The organism is Streptomyces sp. DS1-CR2, assembly GCF_055760475.1.
Genome location: NZ_CM147085.1, coordinates 594,858 through 615,807 on the forward strand (window position 1 = coordinate 594,858; position 20,950 = coordinate 615,807).

Genomic DNA, 20,950 nt, shown 5'->3' on the forward strand with positions numbered 1-20,950 from the left:
CGATGGCCAGCTCAGCCGCGCCGAGCGGGCGGCGTGCGTGATGCGGTTCAGCGGGGCGAGCATGCGGCCGGCGAGGAACCGCCCTCCCGCGAAACCGAACACCAGCAGGAACAACATCGTGACGGCCGCCATCAGAGCGAAGGCGCGCGCGACCGAGAGGCGGTAGTCGGGCGGGAAGACGAGCCCGACGTGCTTCACACGAGTCAGGAACAACCACCCGGCGATGAGCATCAGGACACCGGCCGGCATGAGGAATCCGGTGTAGTTGAGGGTGAGTTTGAGGCGAACGCTCAGCCCGGTCTGCCTATCCACGGTCCCCTCCCTCACGTCCGGCACCGGACCCTGTGTCGATGCGGTACCCGACTCCGGGCACGGTGGCGATGATCCACGGTTCGCCCAGACGCTTGCGCAGCGCCGAGACCGTGATGCGCACGGCGTTGGTGAACGGGTCGGCGTTCTCGTCCCATGCGCGTTCCAGAAGTTCTTCGGCACTGACGACACCGCCTTCACCAGCGACGAGGATTTCGAGTACGGCGAACTGCTTCCTGGTCAGCGCGACGTGGCGGCCGTCCCGGTGGACCTCCCTGCGAAACGGGTCCAGGCGCAGACCTGCCATCTCTCGCACCGGCGGCCTGTTGTGTGCACGCCTGCGGTTGAGTGCTCTGAGCCTGAGCACGAGCTCCCGTAGCTCGAAAGGTTTCGTGAGGTAGTCATCGGCGCCGAGCTCGAACCCGGTGGCCTTGTCGTCGAGACGGTCGGCCGCGGTGAGCATGAGGATCGGCATACCGCTGCCGGAGGCGACGATGCTCTTGGCGACTTCATCGCCGCTGGGTCCGGGAATGTCACGGTCGAGGACGGCGATGTCGTAGGCGTTGATGCTCAGCAGCTCCAGAGCGGTGTCGCCGTCACCTGCGATGTCGGAGGCGATCGCTTCCAGGCGTAGGCCATCACGGATGGCTTCTGCCAGAAAGGGTTCGTCCTCGACGATCAGAACACGCATACTCCGAGGCTACGAGGCCGCCCATATCGTCGGCATATCGAAAACCGGATACGTGCCGGCACCATCGCGTTCCCTTGACCGGCAGCACGAATCGCACCCCGCCGGCAGCACACACGAGGGCCGCCGGACTCCCTGGCTCCGTGTCATCCGCCTAATGGGAGCTACGGAGCCGGGGAATGCTTGGTCCGTAGCCACCAGCAGGTGAGCACTATCGCCGCCGGATGAACCTGACTCCCGCGGATCACGGCGAAGCCTCACACCCCCTGCGCCAAAGGTCCGCGTTTCACCTGGGAGCGGGGCCCGCCGAAGCCGGATCAGGCGCGCAGGGTGACGCCGAAACGGGTCTTCATTCGCCGCAGTTCCCACAGCGAGACGGCGGTCACCGACAGTGGCCCGCCCAGCGTGGAGCAGAACTGGACGAGGGGCGGGCCCCCCGGCATGCCGTCGCCGATCAGGCTGAAGGCCGCGAACACCCACACCAGCGTCAGGGTGAGGACGGGCGGCAGCATCGGGTGGACCTGGGCGCTGTTGAAGGCACTGCGGGCCGAGTACAGCGACGCCATGAAGAAGAAGGGAAAACCCCACACGATCACGATCAGCGAGGCGACGGCCAGTACGTACTCCCACCAGCTCTTCCCGTCGTCGGCGTCGACGGTCAGGGCCGTCGGGACGAGGATTCCGCCGATGACGACCAACGTCAGCACGTACAAGCCGACCGCCTTGAGCGGAGCGCGCAGCCGGGAGCGCAGATGCGGCCGCAGGTGCGGGGGCGCGTAGGAGATGAATCCGATGATGACCAGGGGCGCGGCGATGATCAGCACGAACGGGGCGAGGATGAGTTGGGCGGCACCGCCGTACGCCGCGTCCTCCCAGCGGTTCGGATCCACGTTGTAGGCGAGGATCAGGGCGATGGTGGCGACGGCACCGAGCACCGTGCGGGCCAGCTGGACGCGGTCCACGGTGCGGTCCTCGATCCGGCCGTCGCCCTCCTGCACGAAGAGCCTGTTGGCAACGCGGTGCGCGGAGCGCAGGATCGCGCCGACGAGTCCGAAGGGAGCGCCGAACGACAGGCAGCCGCGGCGGCGCCGGGCGGCGGACCTCGTGGGCTGGGGGCCGTAGGGGTACGGGTTCGGGTACGGAGGCTGGTTCGGGTACGGGCCCGGATTCGGTGGTGGCGGACCGTACGGGCCGCCCTGCGGTGGTCCGTAGGGAGCGCCCCAGCCGCCCTGGCCTCCCGGTCCGTTGCCGCCAGGCTGACCCGGGCCGTTTCCCGGCCCCCATCCCCCCGTAGCCATGCCGCTCCCCGTTCGCTTTCGGCCAGTTGCTGTGTGTGCCCTGTGGTGCCACGGCGCAGTGTAATGGCACATCGGGTGACAGAGGCGGCGCTCGTTGCCGGTCGCGCCGCCTTGCCCGTCGCGCCACATACGTGCATACCGTCAGCGCTCCGGCGACGCGACGAGGCCAGTCGGGACGCCGACCGGATCGAGGTCGGGGGTGCCGCGGGGCCACCAGTCGTCGTGGCCCGGTTCCGACACGTACCCGTTCCACAACCCGTCCCGGCCGAGGCGGAGTTGGAGATGGCGCGGGGTGGGTGGGGAGGTTGCGCCAAGGGCAGAAGGCCGGCAGGCCGGCGGCGAGGAGAAGCGGGCGGGCGCGGTCGAAGCGTCCGGCCGGCGGGTCCCACGGCTCCTCGAGAACGGCGAGCCCTTCGATACCGCCCTGCCGCCAGGCCGCGACCGCGCGGGCCAGTTCGGTGGCGGGTTCTGGCCGCGATTCCGTGAATCCCCGGATCACGCCCGCAGCAGGATGCGGGTGCGCAGGAGACGGAATGAGACTCGGCCGTACATGGCCCGCTTGATCGTCTTGATGCGGTTGACGTTGCCTTCGACGATGCCCTAGCTCAAGGGCTCAGTGAGGTCGGCGGTGACAGCGTCCAGGTGGAGGCGCAGGCCCCGCGCGAAGGTGCGGATCGAGGGCGGTGCCTCTCGCTCGGCGCGGACCCAGGTCAACAGCTGGTGTCCGCGACGGTGTTGGAGCAGGCCATGGAAGGTGCGGGCGAGATCGTGGGCCCGCGCGATGTCGGGACAGTCGGTGGAGGCCCAGCCCGTGAGGGGCCGCGCTGCAGGGATCTGTTGGGTAAGGATGCGGGCGGCCTCGAAGGGCAGGCGGGCGGCCGGCTCGACGCGTTCGTCGCCGGTCAGCTGCTCCCCGAGTTCGGAGGGGACCAGGCGGACGGCTTCCGCGGCCCGTCCTTTCTCGTAGCCGAGGTCGTGGTGGGGGTGCCCGGCGGATCCGGGCACCAGTGGCCGGGTCAGTAGGTGGTCAGGTGGGCTGGGGGCGGCCGAAGAGCAGGTCGTAGCCGGCGGGCAGCTGGAGCAGGATCTGCTGCGTGAGCTCGTCGCCGGCCGCGTCGGCGGCGGTGCTCAGGACGGCACTGACGTCCCAGGCCGCGGTCGCTTCGGTGGCGCCCTCGATCCAGGCCGCCGTGGCCCGCACGAACCGCTCGGGTGAGAGCGGTTCGGCGCTCTGCAGCGGGTTGAGGAGGATCAGGGCGAAGGTTTCCGGCAGGCGTGCGGCCAGTTCGGCACGCACGGCGCCGACCAGGTGGGCGCCGAGCAGCGCGAGGACGACGCGGGCCGCGCGTTCCGCTTCCTCAGCGCTCTCGTACTCGCCGCGTTCCTTGACCTGGTCGAGGAACGCTTCCCATCGCAGGGTCATGTCCGCCACCGCCTCTGTTGGCCTGAGGGGTGCGCAGGACGGGCGGGAGGGGGAGATCAGGTGCCCGTCCTGCGCCGCTGGCCCGCCCGGATTGCCGGGCTCAGCCGGAGATCTCCTTGCGGGAGGACTCCCCGCCGATCGAGATCTTGCGGGGCTTGGCGCGCTCGGCGATCGGGATGCGGAGGGTCAGCACCCCGGCGTCGTAGTCGGCCTTGATGTGCTCGGTGTCCAGGGTGTCGGCCAGCACGATCTGGCGGGAGAAGACGCCCAGCGGCCGCTCCGACAGTTCCATCTGCACGTTGTCGGCCCTCGCCGCGGGCCGGCGCTCGGCCTTGACCGTCAGCATGTTCCGCTCGACGTCGATGTCGATCGCCTCCGCGCTGACGCCGGGGAGGTCGAAGGCCACCACGTACTCGTCGCCCTCACGGTAGGCGTCCATCGCCATCGCGGACGGCCGCGTCCAGGTGCCGGTGCCGGTCAGCTGCTGGGCGAGGCGGTCGAGTTCACGGAAAGGGTCGGTGCGCATCAACATCGCGAAACACCTCCAGAAGGTTCGGGCTGTACCCGCCAATGCGCTTCACTGACACCGTTGTAACATGTCATCCATCGGATGACAAACAGCGTGTCGTCGAAAGGATGACGGCCCGAAGGAGTTCCCGTGACAGCAGCCGGCCAGCCTCCCCCCTCCCGCCCCGACGACCGGAGCCCGACCTCGTTCCTGGCCGCCGCCGCGGCACTGGAGGCCATCGACCACGCCGTGCACGACGCGCACAACAGGTCCGCCGACCCCGGCGCAGACGGACCAGAGGCCCTCCAGGCCCTGGCATCCCTTCTGCTGCTCCGGCAGATCCGCGAGCAGCTCGCCGGATGGGAAACCGGCCTGATCGAAACCGCCCGCCACGCGGGAGCAAGCTGGGCCGACCTCGCGCACCCCCTCGGCGTAGCCAGCCGCCAGGCCGCCGAACGCCGCTACCTGCGCAACCGTCCTGGCCCCGCCGGAACCACCGGAGAACAACGCGTCCAGGCCACCCGCGAACGCCGCGCCGCCGACCGCACCCACACCGCCTGGGCCCGCGACAACGCCGCAGCCCTGCGCCGCCTCGCCGGCCAGATCACCGCCCTCACCGACCTCCCCCCGGCCTCCCGTGCCGTCCTCGGCCAGCTCGACTCCGCCCTCGCCCAAGACGACCCCGCCGCCCTCATCCACCCACTCACCACGTCCCGCCCCCACCTGGCCGCCACCCACCCCCTCCTCGCCGCCCAGCTCGACACCCTCATCAACCAGGGCAACCAGGGCAACCAGCCGCCCAACCAGCCCGACCACGCGTAATAACACCGTCCTGCCGTACAGCGGGGACCACCAGGCCACGCCCACGCCGGACGGCGGATCAAAACGACGGCTCCCCCTTCGACTTCCCAAGCGCTTGCCCTGGCCGCGCGAGCCCACAACAGAATGGAGATCGAGGGCGACCTCCGCTCTCCCGGCTCGCCACAGACGAACGGTCGGCCGAGGGCAAGTCTGGCTGCGTGGGCGCGTGCGGAAGCTTTCGGGCTTCACCGTCTGCCGCCGGCGGAAGGGCTGGCGGCACCTGGCCGTGATGGGTCGGGCGCGTTGTCCGACAGTGGCGGGGGCGGTGGCTCCGGCTGCGGCGGGGGCGCCCGGTCGAGCTCCCGCAGTGCTTGGGAGACATCGGTGGCTGTTCGATGCCGCTCGGCCCGCTCTCACGGACCCGCTGTGCCCTGCCGATTACGTCTGGTAACGCAGCTGCTGGGCCCATCTAAGGAATCTCCGGGCGTCGTGCGGTGGCCGGGCCCGTCGGCGTGCATGCGCCTGGCCGACGGGCACGAGCGCGTGCCGGCCCTATTGCGATATCGGTCCGTCAGTTGCGCCTGCCAGGCCAACCGGCAAGCCCCTCCGCACTGGGGGGCTGCGCGATGGCCTGCTCGACGGAGTCGTGGAACGAGTAAACGTCACGCAGACCGCCGAGAAAGAAGACACGCAGGAGCCGCTCGTCGGAGCAGGCAATCCGCAGCGATCCGTGACGGGCCTTGATGTGTTTGGTGACAGCGACGATCATGCCGAGCCCCATGGAGTCCAGGAAGGGGCTCCTGCGCAGATCGAGAACAAAGTGACGGTGACCCTCGGCGAGCCTGCGGATCACTGCGGCTTGCACGAGGGGAGCGAAGACAATGTCGATGTCTTCGTTGGCCTCGACGACCGTCCAGCCGTTCGTCACGTGGTAATCGACTGACTCATTCGGTCCTGCGACGCCCTGATCCCACACGTCCTCGCTCCTCTGCACCCTATGACCGGTTTGTCCGACTAGTCCATGAAACGGGCCATGGCTGCGGAGTCGCAAGGACTCGGTTTTCAGATGGTGAGCGAGAGTCTGCACGACACCCGCTCCGCTATGGCGAGCAGCGTCGGCACAGCACCTTCGAGACGGTCGGTGCGGTTTGCACGCAGGGAGATACCAAGCGCGCCAAGAGTGTCGCCTTGCCGGATGGGCACTGCGACGCACGCGGTACCCAGGGAGTACTCCTCGATATCGGTGACGGCAGTCCCATGGGGCGCGGCATCGAGACGGCGTAGCAGTTCGGCACGGTGAGTGATGGTGCGAGGGGTGAGATCGTTCAGCGTGTGGCGGGAGAGGTAGTCGGCGCGGGCATCGCCGTCCAGCTCGCGCAGAACGCACTTGCCGAGCGCCGTGGCGTGCCCTGCGTCTTCGAAACCGACCCACAGATCGACACGGGGCGCCTTCGGCCCGTCCACGATCTCCGCGACCCGGATCTCGCCGTCCTCATAGAAGGTCAGATAGGCCGCGGCCGACAGGTCATCCCGCAGCTCCGTGAGCGTGGGACGGACCCTGCTGAGCGCTGCCTGATCGCGGCTTCCTCCATGCAGCGCGCCCAGCCTCTCCCCCAGGACGAACGTGCCGTCGTCGAGTTTGCGCACGTAACCCTCGTGCACCATCGTGCGCAGCAAATGGTAGGTCGTGGCCAAAGCCAGCCCAGTCTCGCGCGCGAGCTGCTTGGCCGGCACGCCACCTTCGTGCGCACCCACAGCCTCCATCAACCGGAAGGCTCGCTGCACCGACGCAATGAGCGTGGGGCCCTCCTTACCACCCATGCCTCCACAGTGCTCCATGCAGATAATTCAGGGCAAATTCGATGAACGGGACGTTACCCGCCTCGGAGGCCCGGACAGTCGGCTGAGCGGAGACAGCAGTGACCGGCCGGGGGCCTCTCGCGTGCCGGAAAGCCACGCAGGCCGGCCACCGGCCGGTGTCTGTGCTCGGAACTGCCGGGGCTACATCGTCGGGTCGATGTCCTGCTTGCCCGTACCGCCTACGTGCTCGCTCTGCTCCTTGAGCTGGCGGGCCTTGTCCTTCAGACGCTGACGCTCCTGCGGGTCAGTGGCACGTTCCGCGGCCTGTTCCAGGTCCTGAGCCTTCGCACGCATCTGCTGGGCACGACCGGACTCACCTGCAGCGCTCATGATCACTCCTTGGGTGATGGGGGAAGAGCGGGCCACAACAGCGAAACAGGCCCCGCCACCCCCTGCATCTCGAGCGGTCACCCACCGCTATCCACGCAGTTGGAAAAGCCCCCGCACAACGACAGCACAGCCCAGGGAGTGCCGACCAGCCGCCTGAAGGTTTTATGCGACGCCGCGTTTTTCGGCCCTCTGGTGGTCTACGGACCGTGAATCTGACCGGCGCCGTCTTCCATGGCTCCGTGATCCTCGACGTGTCCGCCCGAAAGATCTCCTGCCGCCGCGCACGATTCGAGGGGACATCTCTCATCCGAGCCCGCTGTGCTGCGGTCGGTCGACCTGCAGCGCGCGGCTCCAGCACGTCTGTGCCGTGACGACCGGTTTCATCTCAACCAATCGGCCGGACGACGACTCGTTGGACAGTGAACTCGACGTCATTGTCGCCTTCGACTCCGTGGCAGGCGTGGACGCCGCCACTGGATGACGACGAAGGTGTTGTCCGAGTCGTTGAGGTCGCCGATCAGCATGAACAGCGCGTCCTCGGACGGGTCGTCGATGCGGTCGCCGCTCTCACTCTCGGCCCGGTAGTACGCAGCCCCCACCGCCCCCGCCTCCCCTCGAACCGCGGACTGACCGCGGCCAGAATGACACGCGGGGCCGACACTCCAGCAGGTCACAGCCATTCGTTGCGGACGGACCCCGGGGCGGCGCAGCCCGGGACGAGGAACCCCGGATGGCTTCCAGCACCGCCGTGAACTGCGGGCTGTGCGCGGGCGGCACGGATGAGTGCGGGCGGCACGGATGAGTGCAGTGCACCGCCCGGCGAGCACACGTACGGACCGCGGCCCGGCGCCACGGTCCGTACCGGCGGTGCAGCGTTCAGGTGGTCAGCGCGCCTGGGTCACCGTGCCCAGGTCCTGCCCGAGTCCGGGGCCTGCGCGAGTCCGGTGGCCCACAGCTGGTCGACACGCGAGCGCTCGGTGGCGTTCGGGTAGCGGTTGGTGCAGGACGGGCCGGGGCCGCCGCCCGACATCAGCTCACTGCACGGCCCGCTGTAGTCGTCCGGCAGGCCCAGCACGTGCCCGGTCTCGTGGGCGGCGACGCGGACCGAGTCGTTCTGCCGGCTCTGGGAGTAGTCGAGGAAGATGTAGCCGTTTCCGTGGCCGTTGGTGGAGGCGTAAGACCCGCTTGGGTCGTTGCCTTCGCGGTAGGAGAAGTCGGCACCACTCGACGCCGCCTGGAGCTTGACGTTGGACTGGGAGCTGTTCCAGATCGAGGCCGCGCTCGATATCTCCGAACGGAAGCTCGGTGCCTGGGAGGCGTTGTAGTAGACCGTCACCGCCTGCGCGTTCGGCTGGGCGGCGCGCTTTTCGGCGACCGATTTGAGCACGGCCTTGAAGAACGCCTTGTTGTTCGCAGCCTTCTCAACCGACCCGGCGTACCGCGCCCCGGAGGTACCGGCGGCAGCGGACGGGGTGGCGGCCGTCTGGGCGCTCGCCGGCACCGCCGCGCCCAGCACGCTGGAGGCCAGACCCAGGCCGAGAGCGAGGCCGAGGAACCTCGCGGATGTTCGAGACGGCTTCATACGGGGGCTCCTACTCGCTCGGTGACGCCGAGCGCCCGGTGCGTGGTCGACTCTGCGTCAACACCGGTTCCGAACTGCGGCGACGTCCTGTGGGTCGTCATTCTTAGAACGGCTCGACAGGGAGCACAAGGGGTCCCGCCACTACGTCGCCTCGTAGGTCCCGGGACCTCGCCAGGGCTGTGTGCGGGTCTTCGGTCCGCACATGGCGGCGGGAGGGGAAGCTGTCGCGGCGTCAGAAGCGTTACGCCACGGGGCAACGGGCGTGCGGGCCGGCTCTGCGGAATCCCGGGGACGCACGGCGGAATCCGAATTATGACCAATACGGACAAATGGTCAGGTATCCGCCGCATCGCATCTACTAAGTGTCCCGGTTGATTCGCGGGGCTCTGTGACCGATGCCATAGAACATGGGCTTCCGCCCCTTTCGCGCCCCATCGGCCCCGGACTCCCAGGGGGCCACCCTGGGCGCTGGGCGGCATCCCTCACCGCTGAGCCGCCGTCAGCGTTCCTCGACCTCGCCGCCCTCTGCGTTGTAACGCTTGTCGCAACATTCCTTGATCATTAGGGGTGTGTCGATGGCGAGGCGCGTGCGGAAGCGCAGGCTGGAACTCGAGGCTGAGTACTGGCGGCTGCTCGCGGCCGGGGTGGGTTCGGTCGAGGCGTGCACGCAGCTCGGCTTCGGGCAGAGCGGGCATCCGCCGGTGCTGGTGATGGTGGGCCGGCTACTCGCGGTGGATATGTGCCCGCATGCTGGCTTCGCGGTCGGCGGCCGACCTGATCGCGGGGCACTGGCGCCTGCTGACCGAGCTCGGTGCCGTCCCGCGGGTGCTGGTCTGGGACAACGAGGGCGCCGTCGGGCTCAAGGCGGTCGGGCGGACCTCAACTCACCGATGATTTCACCGCGTTCGCCGGACTACTGGGCATCAAGTTGAGTCTCTGCTGTCTCCGCGTCCTTATGGACGAACGCGGATGACGGTCTTGCCCTTGATCCGCTCTGTCGGGTTGAAGGCGGCAACGGCGTCGTCGAGGGTCGCCACTTTGCCGATGTTTGCCCGCACTCGTCCGTCCCGCACTCGCTGGACAATCTCAGTCAGTTGGGCGCGATCGGACACGACGACGAAATCGACCGCCAGGCCGTCGGCGGGCCGTGCCTCCGGCGGGCCGGCGACCGTCACTAGCGTTCCTCCAGCTCGAACCAGACCCGCAGAACGCTTCCCGATGTCGCCGCCGATGACGTCGAAGACCAGGTCGACTCCGCCGACGTCTTTCAGGGCGTCGTTATCGAGGTCGACGAACGCGTGCGCGCCGAAGTCGAGTGCGGTCTGCCGGCCGGCGGCGCGTCCGGTGCCGATGACATAGGCGCCCGCCTCACGTGCGAGTTGCGTCGCCATCGAACCGACTGCGCCGGCCGCGCCGTGCACGAGGACGCTCTGGCCGGCCTGAAGGCGGCCGTGCTCGAACAGACCTTGCCACGCGGTCAGGCCCGTCATCGCGACGGCCGCGCCCACCGTGAAGTCGACGTCGCCCGGCAGCGGCGCGAGGTTACGCGCCTCGACGACCGCGTACTCCGCGAGGGTGCCGTCGCGGGTCCAGTCCGTGAGGCCGAACACCCGCTGTCCCACCGACAGGCCGGTTGTGCCATAGCTGAGGGCGCTGACCACTCCGGCCAGCTCGTGGCCGGGGATCGACGGCGTGCGGTCACGGCCGAGGCGATCGGTCCAGGTCGAGGGCCACTCCAGCTCATTCCCGGTGAATCCCGACGCATGAACTTCAACGACGACATCGCCGTAGTTCGCGCCCGAGAGGCTGGCGAGCCTCGCCGCCTGCGGCTCAGGCCGCTCGACCAGCCTCATCCCGGCCGTTCCGGCGGCCTGATCCGTCACCACGATCGCTTTCATTTGAATATCTCTCTGTATCAGTCCTCGCCTACCCCGTTACGACGTAACAGGGGTCTCTGCTGTCTCAGCGTCCTTATGGACGAACGCGGATGACGGTCTTGCCCTTGATCCGCTCTGTCGGGTTGAAGGCGGCAACGGCGTCGTCGAGGGTCGCGACTTTGGCGATGTTTGTCCGCAGCCGTCCGTCCCGGACCCGCTGGACGACCTCAGTCAGTTGGGCGCGATCGGCCTCGACGACGAAATCGACCGCCAGGCCGTCCGCCGGGTGGACCTCGGGAGGGCCGGCGATGGTCACCAGCATTCCTCCGGCTCGAACCAGGCCTGCGGACCGCTTCCCGATGTCTCCACCGATAACGTCGAAAACCAGATCGACGCCGCTTGCATCTGACAGGGCGTCGTCGTCGAGGTCGACAAACTCGTGCGCGCCGAAGTCGAGCGCCGTCTGCCGATCGGCAGCACGACCGGTACCGATGACATAGGCGCCCGCCTCACGGGCGAGCTGCGTCACCATCGATCCGACTCCACCAGCCGCACCATGCACGAGGACGCTCTGTCCCACCTGGAATCGGCCGTGCACGAACAGGCCCTGCCACGCGGTCAGGCCCGAGATCGGCAGGCTCGCACCTACCGTGAAGTCGACGTCGCCCGGCAGCGGCGCGAGGTTACGCGCCTCGACGGCCACGTACTCCGCGAGGGTGCCGTCGCGGGTCCAGTCCGTGAGCCCGAACACCCGCTGTCCCACCGACAGCCCCCTCGTGCCGTAGCCGAGCGCGCTGACCACTCCGGCCAGCTCGTGGCCGGGGATCGACGGCGTGCGGTCACGGCCGAGGCGATCGGTCCAGGTTCCGGGCCACGACAGCTCGCCCGGGGTAAATCCCGACGCATGAACCTGAACGACGACATCGTTCCCCGCCGCCTCCGGCTCCGGCCGCTCTGCCAGCGTCATTCCGGCCGTTCCCGCGGCCTCGTCCGTCACCACAATCGCCTTCATCCGGCGCCTCCCTGTAGCAAGCCCTCGCCTGTACGGCATTTTTCGCGTTCACAGCGTTAGCAGCACCAGAAACCGATGTCTTACCACCGTGGTCGACGCCGTCTGCACGGCCTGCACCGACCTGGCTATGGCTACGCCATGTGTAGCCCGGATAGCGGGCCCGATAACGTCTTCCGATACAAGTCGCCCGATGGCTCCGCTGGAGCAGACGCTGACGACCGGGTTCCAGTCGGGTCGAGCACGCACCCGGTCTACTGCAGGTAAGCGCACCCAGGGTTGACGAACTCTCCAGGCACGGCCGACAGAGAACTGGCGTCGGCGCTATGACCGATGCGAAAGGTTTGACCGCGTTTCGCGATCAGTTCTGCCGTCGTGAGCTCGTCGTCGACGGACAGCGCGGCGGGCCTGCCCCTGTCCGTCGGGATCTCGGGCGCCGGCGTCCACGACAGCCAGGCCCTCATCCCGCTCGTGAAGGGGATACCGCCGATGCGCTCCCGGCGAAGCCCGTGCGGCGCAGGCCCGGCAAACTCCACGCGGACAAGGGCTACGACTACACCCACCTGCGGCGATGGTTATCCCAGCAAGGGATCCGGCGCCGCATCGCCCCGCAACGGCACTCGGACGACACCGGTGGACCATCGAACGCACCATTGTGCGGCCGACCCAACGTCCTGGCTCGCCGCCTGCCGCCGCCTCCACCGCCGCTACGAACGCAAAGCCGACCACTTCCTCGCCTTCACCAGCATCGCCTGCACCCTCATCTGCTACCGCAGACTCACCCGAATGAGATGACTTCCAATGTGACCACACCCGTCGAGGGGCGCACTGCCTGTAGACGGGTGCCCCTCGCTCTTCGGGGGCGGGCCCGTAGGCCCGTCACCGGCCGCGCTCCGCCCCCGGCAGCGGGAGTCAGGCGAAGGTTCGGCGCAGATGCGCCGTCAGGCGTTCCGGTACGGCCGGGTGGAAGCGTCCGGAGAGGTAGCCGTCCGGGCGGATCAGGAGGGCCTCGCCGTCACGCGGCGCATAGGCGTCGCGGAACTCGCCCGCCGCGTCGCGCACCCGCGGCGGGCGCAGGCCGACCGGGCGGGCGTCCTCCGGTACCTCTGCGGCGGTGACCAGATAGGCGTCGAGAAGGCCGTGGGCGGCGCGATGCGCCTCGGCGGCGCAGGCCTCGAGCCGGGCGGCGCCGTCGCCCGAGGCGTGCTCCGAGCCCGCGAACAGCAGCAGCACGTGCCGCGGGGTGCGCAACAGGTCGAACAGCCGCCGCGGGTAGGTGGCGAGGTCGCTCAGGAGGCCGCTGCAGTCCGGTGCCCGGTCGCCGGGTGCGGGACCGGCCTCGGGTGTGTGGTCCGCCGCCTGCGCTTGGGTCAGTGGGCTGTCCGGGTAGGCGACCAGCAACTGGGCCTGGCGCCGCAGCGCCATCTCGGTGTCGGCGCCGTTGTTGAGGGGACCGGCACCGGCCTTGCGGACGCTGCGGGCATGGCGGACGGTGCGGTCGACCACTTCCTGCGCGATCGGGTGACGTTCGGCGTGATAGCTCTGGAGCACATCGTCCGTGGCCAGACCGCGGACGGCCAGGGCCAGTTTCCAGGCGAGGTTGTGGGCGTCCTGTACGCCGGTGTTCAGACCCTGCCCGCCGATCGGCGGCTGGATGTGCGCGGCGTCCCCGGCGACGAAGACGCGGCCGTTCCGGTAGTGGTCGACCAGGCGGTAGCTGGTCCGGAAGGCGGACGACCAGCGCAGCATGGAGGCGGTCGTCACCTCCGGGGACAGCCGGTCGAGCACGGCCTGGATCTGGTCGAGGTCCAGTCCCTGGCCCTCACCCAGGCCCAGGACGCCACCGTCCGGGGTGCTCGAGCCGTCTTCGCTCTCGGCTTGGGCGTGGGGGTGCAGCATCGACAGCCAGTACCGCCGAACGCCCGGCATCGGAATGCAGACGAGCATGTCGTCCACCTCACCGTTCGCGTCCAGTTTCACGGACCGCATGCTGTAGCCGGCGGGCAGTTCCCAGTCGACCTCGACGTCGCCGATCATGTACTGCTCGGGGAGGGCATCGCCATCGAAGGTCAGCCCGGCCGCCTTGCGGACCAGGCTGTGCGCGCCGTCGCAGCCCACGACGTAGCGGGCGTGCAGACGCTCGATCCGGCCGTCGCCGTGCGCGAGAACGGCTTCGACCTCGTGCGGGCGCATCTCCAGCGAGCGGAGCTCGGTCGACCGCTCCACCTCCGTGCCAAAACCCCCAAGGTGCTCGGTGAGCAGCCGCTCGGTCTCGTACTGGGGCAGCGTGGCGAAGGGATAGGGGATCTCGGGCGGCAAAGTGAGCTCGACCCGGGGCCGAGGCTTGCCGTCGATGTAGACCAGCTGCCCCAGGTGTGGCACCGCCTCGTCCAGAACTCTGCGGACCAGGCCCATGGCGTCCCACACCTCCAGCGTGCGGGGCAGGACGCCGATGGCCTTGGCATAGGGATTCGGGACGGCAAGCCGCTCGACGATGCGGCAGTCCACGCCGTGCCGCCGCAGCTCGGCCGCCGCCGTCAGGCCCACCGGGCCCGCGCCCACTACGAGTACGTCAATATCGGCCATGATCAGGCTCCCTCGTTGTCCGGTTGGTACCCGAGCCAGTGGGCTTCACCAGATTGCGCCGACCCGAAAGGGTTGAGGTTCCCCCGCAATGCGGAACCGGGAGAATCGAAACCCTTTCTTTGCCAATTGCTTACCTAGCGAGATGACGTCTAAAGGCGTCTAAAGGCGCTGCGTGCCGCAGGCTCGGCCGCGCCCTCTAGGACTCTGGACCTGTGAAAGTCGGACTGCCTGCGTCCGAGGCCAGGTACTTGCCGAGGCATCCGTCGACGAAACCATCGAGGGAAACGTCTACTTTTCTCCGAACGCAGTGAGTCAAGAGCTCCTCAGCGAGAGCGAGACGCCCTACGTGTGTCCCTGGAAGGGGCGTAGCCTGTATTTCAACGCGGTTATCGATGGAGAGGTCGTGGCCGACGTCGGTTGGAGCTGTCCCACTATCCGCGCCAGCGCGGTGAATCGTGTCGGGCGGGACTTCTCCAACTTCGGCTTGAGCTCAGACGTGACCGTCGACGGCCGAAGCTGACTTTCGCGCACAGGCACGCTCGTGGACCCCAGAGCCCCCGGAGCCCCCGGAGCCCCCGGAGCCCCCGGACGAGCTTCGCCGGTGGTCCCGTCGGCGGGCGTCAGCCCCTTCGGCGGGTGCGGCCGCCGGATGAGAGCACAGGCTCCGTGCCGCCGCTTCGTTCACGATCCGCCGGACTTCGCGAGCCGCGCCTTCGGCCTCTCGAGACGCGGCGCAGGAATCGGCACCAGGCGGCGCTGCAGTGGATGGAGGGTAAGAGTGTTCTCGTACACGACGCCAATCGTGAGGAGCCACTGCCCCGAGAGTTAGGAGCCCTCTCATGGCTATCAAGCACGGCACCGTCGAAATGGACGGCCTGAACGTCTTCTACCGCGAAGCAGGCCGACCGGGTGCTCCGAAACTGCTGCTCCTGCACGAGGAACGAGTACGCGCAGCACGTGCCTCTCGCGACGATTACCCAGCGTCATCACCTGGTGTGACCCGAGGCGATCCGATGCCGTGGCGCGCCACACAGAACAGGTCTGGATCAGGAGCAGGGGGTGCTCGGCGATCATGAACACGGCTTACTTCGAAATGGCCGCGGCGAATACGGTGGTCGCCGCCGTCGCCGCTTTCATCGGCGGCCTCTTCGTCGCGGGAATGCTGGTGTGGGCGGTCCGCGTGGGCATGAGGGTGCGCAGGGAAGAGCTCAGGCCGCCCAGGCCGGATGAGCAGCCTCATCTGCCCGAGGGCGGGGCGGTCCACGAGATCCGGGAAGTGCGGGAGCCGGATGAGCTCCCACTGGCCAAGGACGAGAGTGAGCGCCTCATGCCGTACGAGCTCCACCAATTCGGCACTAAGCGCAGCACGAATCAGAAAGTCCCGCGATGGACCCCCGGGTCGAGCGGCTCGTTCGGCAGCGGCGGCCCCGGTCGCACGTGAGGCGTGAGCCGGCCCGCAGGACACGCGCGCACTGACACGTACGTCACCGCATCAAGGACCGGAGGATGACGCGTCGAGAGCGAGGTGAGCCGTCATCACCCCTGTCAGGTGCTTTATGCGGAGGCGGGGCTTGCGTGCGTCGACGGCTTCCCGGATGTCGGACGGGTGTGTTCCAGGCGGCACGGCGTTGATCGCGTCGTCCGGGGATCATCTGGTGCCGGGGTACTACATGGCTGCGGCGGCTGCGCTTGCGCTGGTGCCGTTGGTGCGGATGCCGGAGACCGCGGGGCGGTCGTTGCGGGCGGAGGCCCCTGCCGGCGGTGACCGGGGGCGGTCGGGGCGGATGTCTCCGCGCGGATCTGACGTATGGCGTGTGACGTCCGGTGTCCGGCCCGGGCGGGGTGCGGCAACTCGCCGTCGCGCATGTGTGCTTCGTCGGCAGGTGCGGGTCTGTCATGGCTGGGCGCAACGTTCCCGTGCCCCTTGCGGGGGCGCCGATGCCCGGCCACCCCAACAGAGGAATGGGCCCCTTCACGGTTGAAGGGGCCCATTACTGCTGGTGCCTCAGTCGGAGCGGCGGGACCTCAACGCGTCACGCAGCAGCTCTGCCAGGTGGCGGGGGGTGCGGTCCGAGAGCTGGGTGATCTGGGTGCGGCAGCTGTAGCCGTCCGCCAGGACCACCGTGTCCTCAGGGGCCTCTCGCAGCGCGGGCAGCAGGACCTGTTCGCCGACCGCCACTGAGACGTCGTAATGGCCTTTCTCGAAACCGAAGTTGCCGGCCAGGCCGCAGCAACCGGAGTCCAGGCGGCCGGAGTCCACACCCGCGCGGGCCAGGACCCGGTCGTCCGCCTTGCTGCCGAGGGTGGCGTGCTGGTGGCAGTGGGTCTGGGTCATCGCGGTCACCGTTTTGTCGCCGAGCCGCCCGAACTCGACGTCCGGGGCCTTCTGGTCGAGGAGTTCGGCCAGTGTCATGGTCTGCTTCGCGAGCCGCACGGCTCGCTCGTCGCCGGGGAACATCTCGGTGGCGTCCGTGCGGAACAGCGAGGTACAGCTGGGCTCCAGGCCGATCAGCGGCATGCCCTGCTTGAGGTACGGGTCGACGGCGTCGAGCGTGCGGCCCAGGACCTTCTTCGCCGTGTCGAGCTGACCCGTGGTGTGCCAGGTCAGGCCGCAGCACAGGCGGTCGGGCGGCAGGACGACCTCGAAGCCGGCGTACTCCAGGACCTCCACCGCGGCCTGTCCGACCTGCGGCGACATGAACTCGGTGAACGTGTCGGGCCAGAGCAGGACCTTCCCGCGGCTCCCGGGAACGGCGGGCTTGTGGCTGCGGTGGAACCACGTGCGGAAGCGGCGCTTCGCGAAGGGCGGGATGGGGCGCTCGGGCGCGATGCCGCCGGCCTTCTTCAAAAGCGCGGCGGTGGCCTTGTTGCCGCCGATCGCGTTGACCACGCCCGGTGCGTACGAGGCGAGCCGGGACCAGAGCGGCAGCCGGCCGAGCGAGTAGTGCGTGAGCGGGCGGATCCTGCCCTTGTGGTGGTGGTGCAGGAATTCGGCCTTGTACGTGGCCATGTCGACGCCGACCGGGCAGTCGCTCTTGCAGCCCTTGCAGGACAGGCACAGGTCGAGGGCGTCGGCGACTTCTTCGGACTGCCAGCCGTCGGTGATGACCTCGCCCTGCACCATCTCGTACAGGACGCGGGCACGGCCGCGCGTGGAGTGCGTCTCGTCGCCGGTGGCCCGGTAGCTGGGGCACATCACGCCGCCCGACGACGTACGGCACTTGGCGATACCGACGCAGCGGCGCAGCGCCTTGGACAGGTCGCCGTCGTCCTCGGCGAGCGCGAGGGTGGTGGTCATCGGGAGGGTGGGCCGGTGGCCGGGCTTGATGCGCAGGCGCTCGTCGGCCGGGCGGGGGTGGACGAGGATGCCGGGGTTGAGGCGGTTGCCCGGGTCCCAGATCGCCTTGAAGTCGCAGAAGGCGTCCATGGCCTCCTCGCTGAAGACCTGCGGCAGGAACTCGGCGCGGGCCTGGCCGTCGCCGTGCTCGCCGGACAGCGTGCCGCCGTGGCTCGCGACCAGGTCGGCGGCGTCCGACATGAACTGCCGGAAGATCTGGACGCCTTCGGGTGTCTCGTGGTCGAAGTCGATGCGGATGTGGACGCAGCCCTCGCCGAAGTGGCCGTACGGGGTGCCCTGCAGACCATGCCGCTGGAGTAGATTCTCCAGGTCGCGCAGGTAGTCGCCGAGCTTCTCGACGGGCACGGCGGAGTCCTCCCAGCCGGGCCACGCCTCCGAGCCGTCGGGCGCGCGGGTGGCCAGGCCGGAGCTGTCCTCGCGGATGCGCCACAGCGCGGCCTGCTCGGCCGGGTCCTGGACGAGGCGGACGTCGATCGCGCCGGTGTCCGCCTTGAGCGCCTCCGCGCGGGCCTGCTCGGCCTCGAGGTCCGGAGTGTCAGACGCCTCGGAGGAGTGGCCGAACTCGCAGAGCAACCAGCCGGCGCCCTCGGGGAGCATGTCCTCGGGGCGGGCGTCGGGGACGTTGCGGCGCAAGGCGGCGACCTGGTCGCCGCCGAGGCCCTCGCAGGCGATGGGCTGGTGCTTGAGGACGTGCTGGGCGGCGTCACCGGCCGACGGCAGGTCGGAGAAGCCGAGCGCGATGAGGGTGCGGCGCTTGGGAATCTCCACCAGCTTCACGGTCGCGGAGACGACCACGGCGCAGGTGCCCTCGGTGCCGACCATGGCGGCAGGCAGGTCGAAGCCGTTCTCCGGCAGCAGGTGTTCCAGGCTGTACCCGGAGACCTGGCGGCGGAAGCGGCCGAACTCGGTGCGCAGCATGGCCAGATGGCTGTCGCGCAGGTTCCGCAGCTGCTCGTGGATCTCGCCGCGGCGGCCTCCCTCGTCGATGACCTGCTGCAGCTCCTCGGCGCTGAGCGAGCGCAGCGTCATGCGGACGCCGTCGTACGTGAGGACCTCCAGCTCGACGATGTTGTCGGCGGTACGGCCCCAGGCCACCGAGTGGGTGCCGCAGGCGTTGTTGCCGATCATGCCGCCGATGGTGCAGCGGGCATGCGTGGAGGGGTCGGGGCCGAAGCGCAGGCCGTGCGGCTTGCACGCCTTCTGCAGCGCTGCCTGGATCAGCCCTGGCTCGACCTTGGCGGTGCGCGCCTCGGGGTCGACCTCCAGGACGCGGTTCAGGTGCCGCGAGGTGTCGATGACGACGCCGTCACCGACCGCCTGTCCGGCGATCGAGGTACCGGCGCCGCGCAGTGTGACCGCGACGTTCAGCACGTGGCAGGCGGCCAGGGCGGCGGCCAGTTCGTCGGTGTCGGCGGGCAGTACGACGGCGGCCGGCACTTGCCGGTAGACGGAGGCGTCCTGCGCGTACTCGGCGCGGCGCAGGCGCCCGAAGGCCACCTCCCCGTTCGGCACGGCCTCCCTCAGCGCACGCTCCAGCTTCTGCAGCGTCGCCTCGTCGGGCACATCGGGGCGCGGCGCGGCGGATGCGGGCGCGGGGGCGGACATGGCGGCTCCTTGGGTACGGGTCTTCAAGGTTTTTACGGAACGTCGGTATGCGAAACCGGACCGGGGCCCGGGCGTATGTCCCGGACGCGGCAGCGCCCCGGCTCGGCAGGGCCGGCCGGGGCGCGTGGGCGGGAGCGGGACGGCACAGCGACACCGCGGGTGTCACGGTCGCACGGGCACCGCCCCGCGGCCTGCCGGGAAGTCAGCCGAGGACCGCCGTGACGGTCTCGCCCCACAGGCGCAGCGCCTCGTCGATCTGGTTCTCGTTGACGACGAGCGCCGGCAGCATCCGGACCACGTTGCCGTGGGCGCCGCAGGGAAGCAGCAGCAGGCCGCGCTCGGCAGCGGCCGCGAGCAGCTTGGCCGCGGTGGCGCCGTCGGGGTTGCCCTCGCCGTCGACGATCTCGGAGGCCAGCATCAGGCCGAGCCCGCGCACGTTGCCGATGCCGCCGACGCCCTCGCTCGCCGGGTGGGCGGCGGCGACCTCGCGCAGGCCGGTGATCAGCTGGTCGCCGCGCTCCGCCGCGTTCTCGACGAGCTTCTCCTCCTTGATGACCTCAAGGGTGGCGATGGCGGCGGCGCAGGACACCGCGTTGCCGCCGTAGGTGCCGCCCTGCGAGCCCGGCCAGGCCTTCGCCATGAGGGCCTCGGAGGCCGCGATCGCCGACAGCGGGAAGCCGCTGGCCAGGCCCTTCGCGGTGACCAGGATGTCGGGGCGGACGCCGAAGTGGTCGTGGCCCCAGAACTTGCCGGTGCGGCCGAAGCCGGCCTGCACCTCGTCGAAGATGAGCTGGATGCCGTGGCGGTCGGCCCGCTCGCGCAGCCCCTGCAGGAACGCGGCGTTGGCCGGCACGAAGCCGCCGTCGCCGAGCACCGGCTCGATGATGAACGCGGCCGTGTCCGCGGGCGCGCTGACGGTGGCGAGCACCTGGTCCAGCTCGCGCAGCGCGAACTTGGTCGCCGTCTCCTCGTCCCAGCCGTAGTAGTAGGCGTTCGGGAAGGGCGCGACGGCCACGCCCGGCATCAGCGGGCCGAAGCCGGAGCGGACCTTGGCGGCGGAGGTGGTCAGGGAGGCGGCGCCGAGGGTGCGGCCGTGGAACGAGCCCTGGAAGACCACGATGTTGGGGCGGCCGGTGGCTTGCTTGGCCAGGCGCATCGCCGCCTCGACTCCCTCACTGCCGGAGTTGGCGAAGAAGAGCGAGTCAAGGCCCCCGGGCAGCACCTCGCCGAGGCGCTCGGTGAGGGTGAGCAGCGGCTGGTGCAGCACCGTCGTGTACTGGCCGTGGACCAGCTTGCCGACCTGCTCCTGGGCGGCCGCGGTGACCTTGGGGTGGCAGTGGCCGGTCGACGTCACACCGATGCCCGCGGTGAAGTCCAGATGGGCCCGCCCCGACGTGTCGTAGAGGTAGACGCCCTCGCCGCGTTCTGCCAGGACGGGGGTGGCCTGCTTGAGGACGGGGGACAAGGCACTCATGGACGGCTCCTCGCTCGATGACCGACGCGGACTGCATCGCGGTCGGGGCAAACCCATCGTGGGTCGCCGCGGACCGCGTCGCGGATCTGCGGATCTACGGAGATCAACATCAGGCTGCTTCGTAGGATTGTCAACAACCTACAGTCATGCAAGCATGCAATTCCACGGCTGTCCACGAGTGAGTCTGGCCGGGAGCACAACAAATCGAGCCGGGAGTCGAAGTGAGCGCAGGTACCGAGCAG

General features: G+C 69.3%; 19 protein-coding genes and 3 pseudogenes. 5 read left to right on the forward strand and 17 right to left on the reverse strand.

The window, feature by feature from the left end; genetic code table 11:
• Positions 1–18: 18 nt before the first annotated feature.
• The 7 genes and pseudogenes from ACY0PA_RS03020 to ACY0PA_RS03050 all read right to left on the reverse strand — a co-directional run.
• Positions 19–294: pseudogene (locus ACY0PA_RS03020) on the reverse strand (two-component sensor histidine kinase); the annotation flags it as partial.
• A gap of 10 nt (positions 295–304) precedes the next feature.
• Positions 305–1,000, reverse strand: coding sequence for a response regulator transcription factor (locus tag ACY0PA_RS03025; protein ID WP_473083195.1), 696 nt, complete (start codon positions 998–1,000; stop codon positions 305–307).
• Between the two features lie 314 nt (positions 1,001–1,314).
• Complete coding sequence (locus ACY0PA_RS03030) at positions 1,315–2,295, reverse strand: hypothetical protein (protein WP_473083196.1); 981 nt, start codon at positions 2,293–2,295, stop codon at positions 1,315–1,317.
• A 141-nt stretch (positions 2,296–2,436) separates the two neighbouring features.
• Positions 2,437–2,752 (reverse strand): annotated as a pseudogene (locus ACY0PA_RS03035) (SWIM zinc finger family protein); the annotation flags it as partial.
• A 143-nt stretch (positions 2,753–2,895) separates the two neighbouring features.
• The gene (locus ACY0PA_RS03040) at positions 2,896–3,300 is read right to left on the reverse strand and encodes a hypothetical protein (protein ID WP_473083197.1); all 405 of its coding nucleotides are present in this window, start codon (positions 3,298–3,300) and stop codon (positions 2,896–2,898) included.
• A 22-nt stretch (positions 3,301–3,322) separates the two neighbouring features.
• On the reverse strand, positions 3,323–3,718 hold the full coding sequence (locus ACY0PA_RS03045; RefSeq protein WP_473083198.1) for a DUF2267 domain-containing protein: 396 nt from the start codon (positions 3,716–3,718) through the stop codon (positions 3,323–3,325).
• Positions 3,719–3,818: 100 nt separating this feature from the next.
• Entirely contained in the window at positions 3,819–4,250 is a 432-nt protein-coding gene (locus tag ACY0PA_RS03050) for an Hsp20/alpha crystallin family protein (protein WP_356285931.1), read from the reverse strand.
• A gap of 126 nt (positions 4,251–4,376) precedes the next feature.
• Here ACY0PA_RS03050 and ACY0PA_RS03055 point away from each other — a divergent pair, with 126 nt between their 5' ends.
• Positions 4,377–5,048, forward strand: a complete 672-nt coding sequence (locus tag ACY0PA_RS03055) for a type III effector protein (protein WP_473083199.1) — start codon at positions 4,377–4,379, stop codon at positions 5,046–5,048.
• Positions 5,049–5,598: 550 nt separating this feature from the next.
• Here the strand turns inward: ACY0PA_RS03055 and ACY0PA_RS03060 are convergent.
• From ACY0PA_RS03060 to snpA, 5 genes are all read right to left on the reverse strand, one after another.
• Complete coding sequence (locus tag ACY0PA_RS03060; RefSeq protein ID WP_473083200.1) at positions 5,599–6,003, reverse strand: STAS domain-containing protein; 405 nt, start codon at positions 6,001–6,003, stop codon at positions 5,599–5,601.
• A gap of 86 nt (positions 6,004–6,089) precedes the next feature.
• Complete coding sequence (locus tag ACY0PA_RS03065) at positions 6,090–6,848, reverse strand: IclR family transcriptional regulator (RefSeq protein WP_473083201.1); 759 nt, start codon at positions 6,846–6,848, stop codon at positions 6,090–6,092.
• 180 nt (positions 6,849–7,028) lie between these two features.
• The gene (locus ACY0PA_RS03070; protein ID WP_473083202.1) at positions 7,029–7,217 is read right to left on the reverse strand and encodes a DUF6381 family protein; all 189 of its coding nucleotides are present in this window, start codon (positions 7,215–7,217) and stop codon (positions 7,029–7,031) included.
• Between the two features lie 431 nt (positions 7,218–7,648).
• On the reverse strand, positions 7,649–7,816 hold the full coding sequence (locus ACY0PA_RS03075) for a hypothetical protein (RefSeq protein ID WP_473086643.1): 168 nt from the start codon (positions 7,814–7,816) through the stop codon (positions 7,649–7,651).
• Between the two features lie 299 nt (positions 7,817–8,115).
• Positions 8,116–8,799: a snapalysin gene (gene snpA, locus ACY0PA_RS03080; RefSeq protein WP_473083203.1), complete on the reverse strand. Its 684-nt coding sequence runs from the start codon at positions 8,797–8,799 to the stop codon at positions 8,116–8,118.
• A 747-nt stretch (positions 8,800–9,546) separates the two neighbouring features.
• Here snpA and ACY0PA_RS03085 point away from each other — a divergent pair.
• Positions 9,547–9,693 carry a hypothetical protein gene (locus ACY0PA_RS03085; RefSeq protein WP_473083204.1) on the forward strand — a complete coding sequence of 49 codons (147 nt, stop codon included), beginning with the start codon at positions 9,547–9,549 and terminating at the stop codon, positions 9,691–9,693.
• A 59-nt stretch (positions 9,694–9,752) separates the two neighbouring features.
• Here the strand turns inward: ACY0PA_RS03085 and ACY0PA_RS03090 are convergent, their stop codons facing one another.
• Together ACY0PA_RS03090 and ACY0PA_RS03095 are read right to left on the reverse strand one after the other, a co-directional pair.
• Positions 9,753–10,697: an NADP-dependent oxidoreductase gene (locus ACY0PA_RS03090; RefSeq protein ID WP_473083205.1), complete on the reverse strand. Its 945-nt coding sequence runs from the start codon at positions 10,695–10,697 to the stop codon at positions 9,753–9,755.
• A 73-nt stretch (positions 10,698–10,770) separates the two neighbouring features.
• Positions 10,771–11,688 (reverse strand): NADP-dependent oxidoreductase, encoded by a 918-nt coding sequence (locus tag ACY0PA_RS03095; protein ID WP_473083206.1) that lies wholly within the window; start codon positions 11,686–11,688, stop codon positions 10,771–10,773.
• Positions 11,689–12,090: 402 nt separating this feature from the next.
• Between ACY0PA_RS03095 and ACY0PA_RS03100 the strand changes: the two are divergent.
• Positions 12,091–12,480: pseudogene (locus tag ACY0PA_RS03100) on the forward strand (transposase); the annotation flags it as partial.
• A 117-nt stretch (positions 12,481–12,597) separates the two neighbouring features.
• Here ACY0PA_RS03100 and ACY0PA_RS03105 read toward each other — a convergent pair.
• Positions 12,598–14,271 (reverse strand): FAD-dependent monooxygenase, encoded by a 1,674-nt coding sequence (locus ACY0PA_RS03105; protein WP_473083207.1) that lies wholly within the window; start codon positions 14,269–14,271, stop codon positions 12,598–12,600.
• A 172-nt stretch (positions 14,272–14,443) separates the two neighbouring features.
• Here ACY0PA_RS03105 and ACY0PA_RS03110 point away from each other — a divergent pair, with 172 nt between their 5' ends.
• Positions 14,444–14,791 (forward strand): DUF427 domain-containing protein, encoded by a 348-nt coding sequence (locus ACY0PA_RS03110; RefSeq protein ID WP_473083208.1) that lies wholly within the window; start codon positions 14,444–14,446, stop codon positions 14,789–14,791.
• Positions 14,792–15,343: 552 nt separating this feature from the next.
• Complete coding sequence (locus ACY0PA_RS03115; RefSeq protein ID WP_473083209.1) at positions 15,344–15,712, forward strand: DUF6479 family protein; 369 nt, start codon at positions 15,344–15,346, stop codon at positions 15,710–15,712.
• 564 nt (positions 15,713–16,276) lie between these two features.
• Here ACY0PA_RS03115 and ACY0PA_RS03120 read toward each other — a convergent pair.
• Complete coding sequence (locus ACY0PA_RS03120; protein WP_473083210.1) at positions 16,277–19,234, reverse strand: FAD-binding and (Fe-S)-binding domain-containing protein; 2,958 nt, start codon at positions 19,232–19,234, stop codon at positions 16,277–16,279.
• Between the two features lie 202 nt (positions 19,235–19,436).
• Complete coding sequence (locus ACY0PA_RS03125; protein ID WP_473083211.1) at positions 19,437–20,708, reverse strand: aspartate aminotransferase family protein; 1,272 nt, start codon at positions 20,706–20,708, stop codon at positions 19,437–19,439.
• Positions 20,709–20,950: the final 242 nt, after the last annotated feature.

Bases quoted from the DNA above. Each gene is read 5' to 3' on its own strand.
- ACY0PA_RS03025 (WP_473083195.1), bottom strand. From the start codon at position 1,000: ATGCGTGTTCTGATCGTCGAGGACGAACCCTTTCTGGCAGAAGCCATC.
- ACY0PA_RS03030 (WP_473083196.1), bottom strand. From the start codon at position 2,295: ATGGCTACGGGGGGATGGGGGCCGGGAAACGGCCCGGGTCAGCCTGGC.
- ACY0PA_RS03045 (WP_473083198.1), bottom strand. From the start codon at position 3,718: ATGACCCTGCGATGGGAAGCGTTCCTCGACCAGGTCAAGGAACGCGGC.
- ACY0PA_RS03050 (WP_356285931.1), bottom strand. From the start codon at position 4,250: ATGTTGATGCGCACCGACCCTTTCCGTGAACTCGACCGCCTCGCCCAG.
- ACY0PA_RS03065 (WP_473083201.1), bottom strand. From the start codon at position 6,848: ATGGGTGGTAAGGAGGGCCCCACGCTCATTGCGTCGGTGCAGCGAGCC.
- ACY0PA_RS03070 (WP_473083202.1), bottom strand. From the start codon at position 7,217: ATGAGCGCTGCAGGTGAGTCCGGTCGTGCCCAGCAGATGCGTGCGAAG.
- snpA (WP_473083203.1), bottom strand. From the start codon at position 8,799: ATGAAGCCGTCTCGAACATCCGCGAGGTTCCTCGGCCTCGCTCTCGGC.
- ACY0PA_RS03085 (WP_473083204.1), top strand. From the start codon at position 9,547: ATGCTGGCTTCGCGGTCGGCGGCCGACCTGATCGCGGGGCACTGGCGC.
- ACY0PA_RS03090 (WP_473083205.1), bottom strand. From the start codon at position 10,697: ATGAAAGCGATCGTGGTGACGGATCAGGCCGCCGGAACGGCCGGGATG.
- ACY0PA_RS03095 (WP_473083206.1), bottom strand. From the start codon at position 11,688: ATGAAGGCGATTGTGGTGACGGACGAGGCCGCGGGAACGGCCGGAATG.
- ACY0PA_RS03105 (WP_473083207.1), bottom strand. From the start codon at position 14,271: ATGGCCGATATTGACGTACTCGTAGTGGGCGCGGGCCCGGTGGGCCTG.
- ACY0PA_RS03115 (WP_473083209.1), top strand. From the start codon at position 15,344: ATGAACACGGCTTACTTCGAAATGGCCGCGGCGAATACGGTGGTCGCC.
- ACY0PA_RS03120 (WP_473083210.1), bottom strand. From the start codon at position 19,234: ATGTCCGCCCCCGCGCCCGCATCCGCCGCGCCGCGCCCCGATGTGCCC.
- ACY0PA_RS03125 (WP_473083211.1), bottom strand. From the start codon at position 20,708: ATGAGTGCCTTGTCCCCCGTCCTCAAGCAGGCCACCCCCGTCCTGGCA.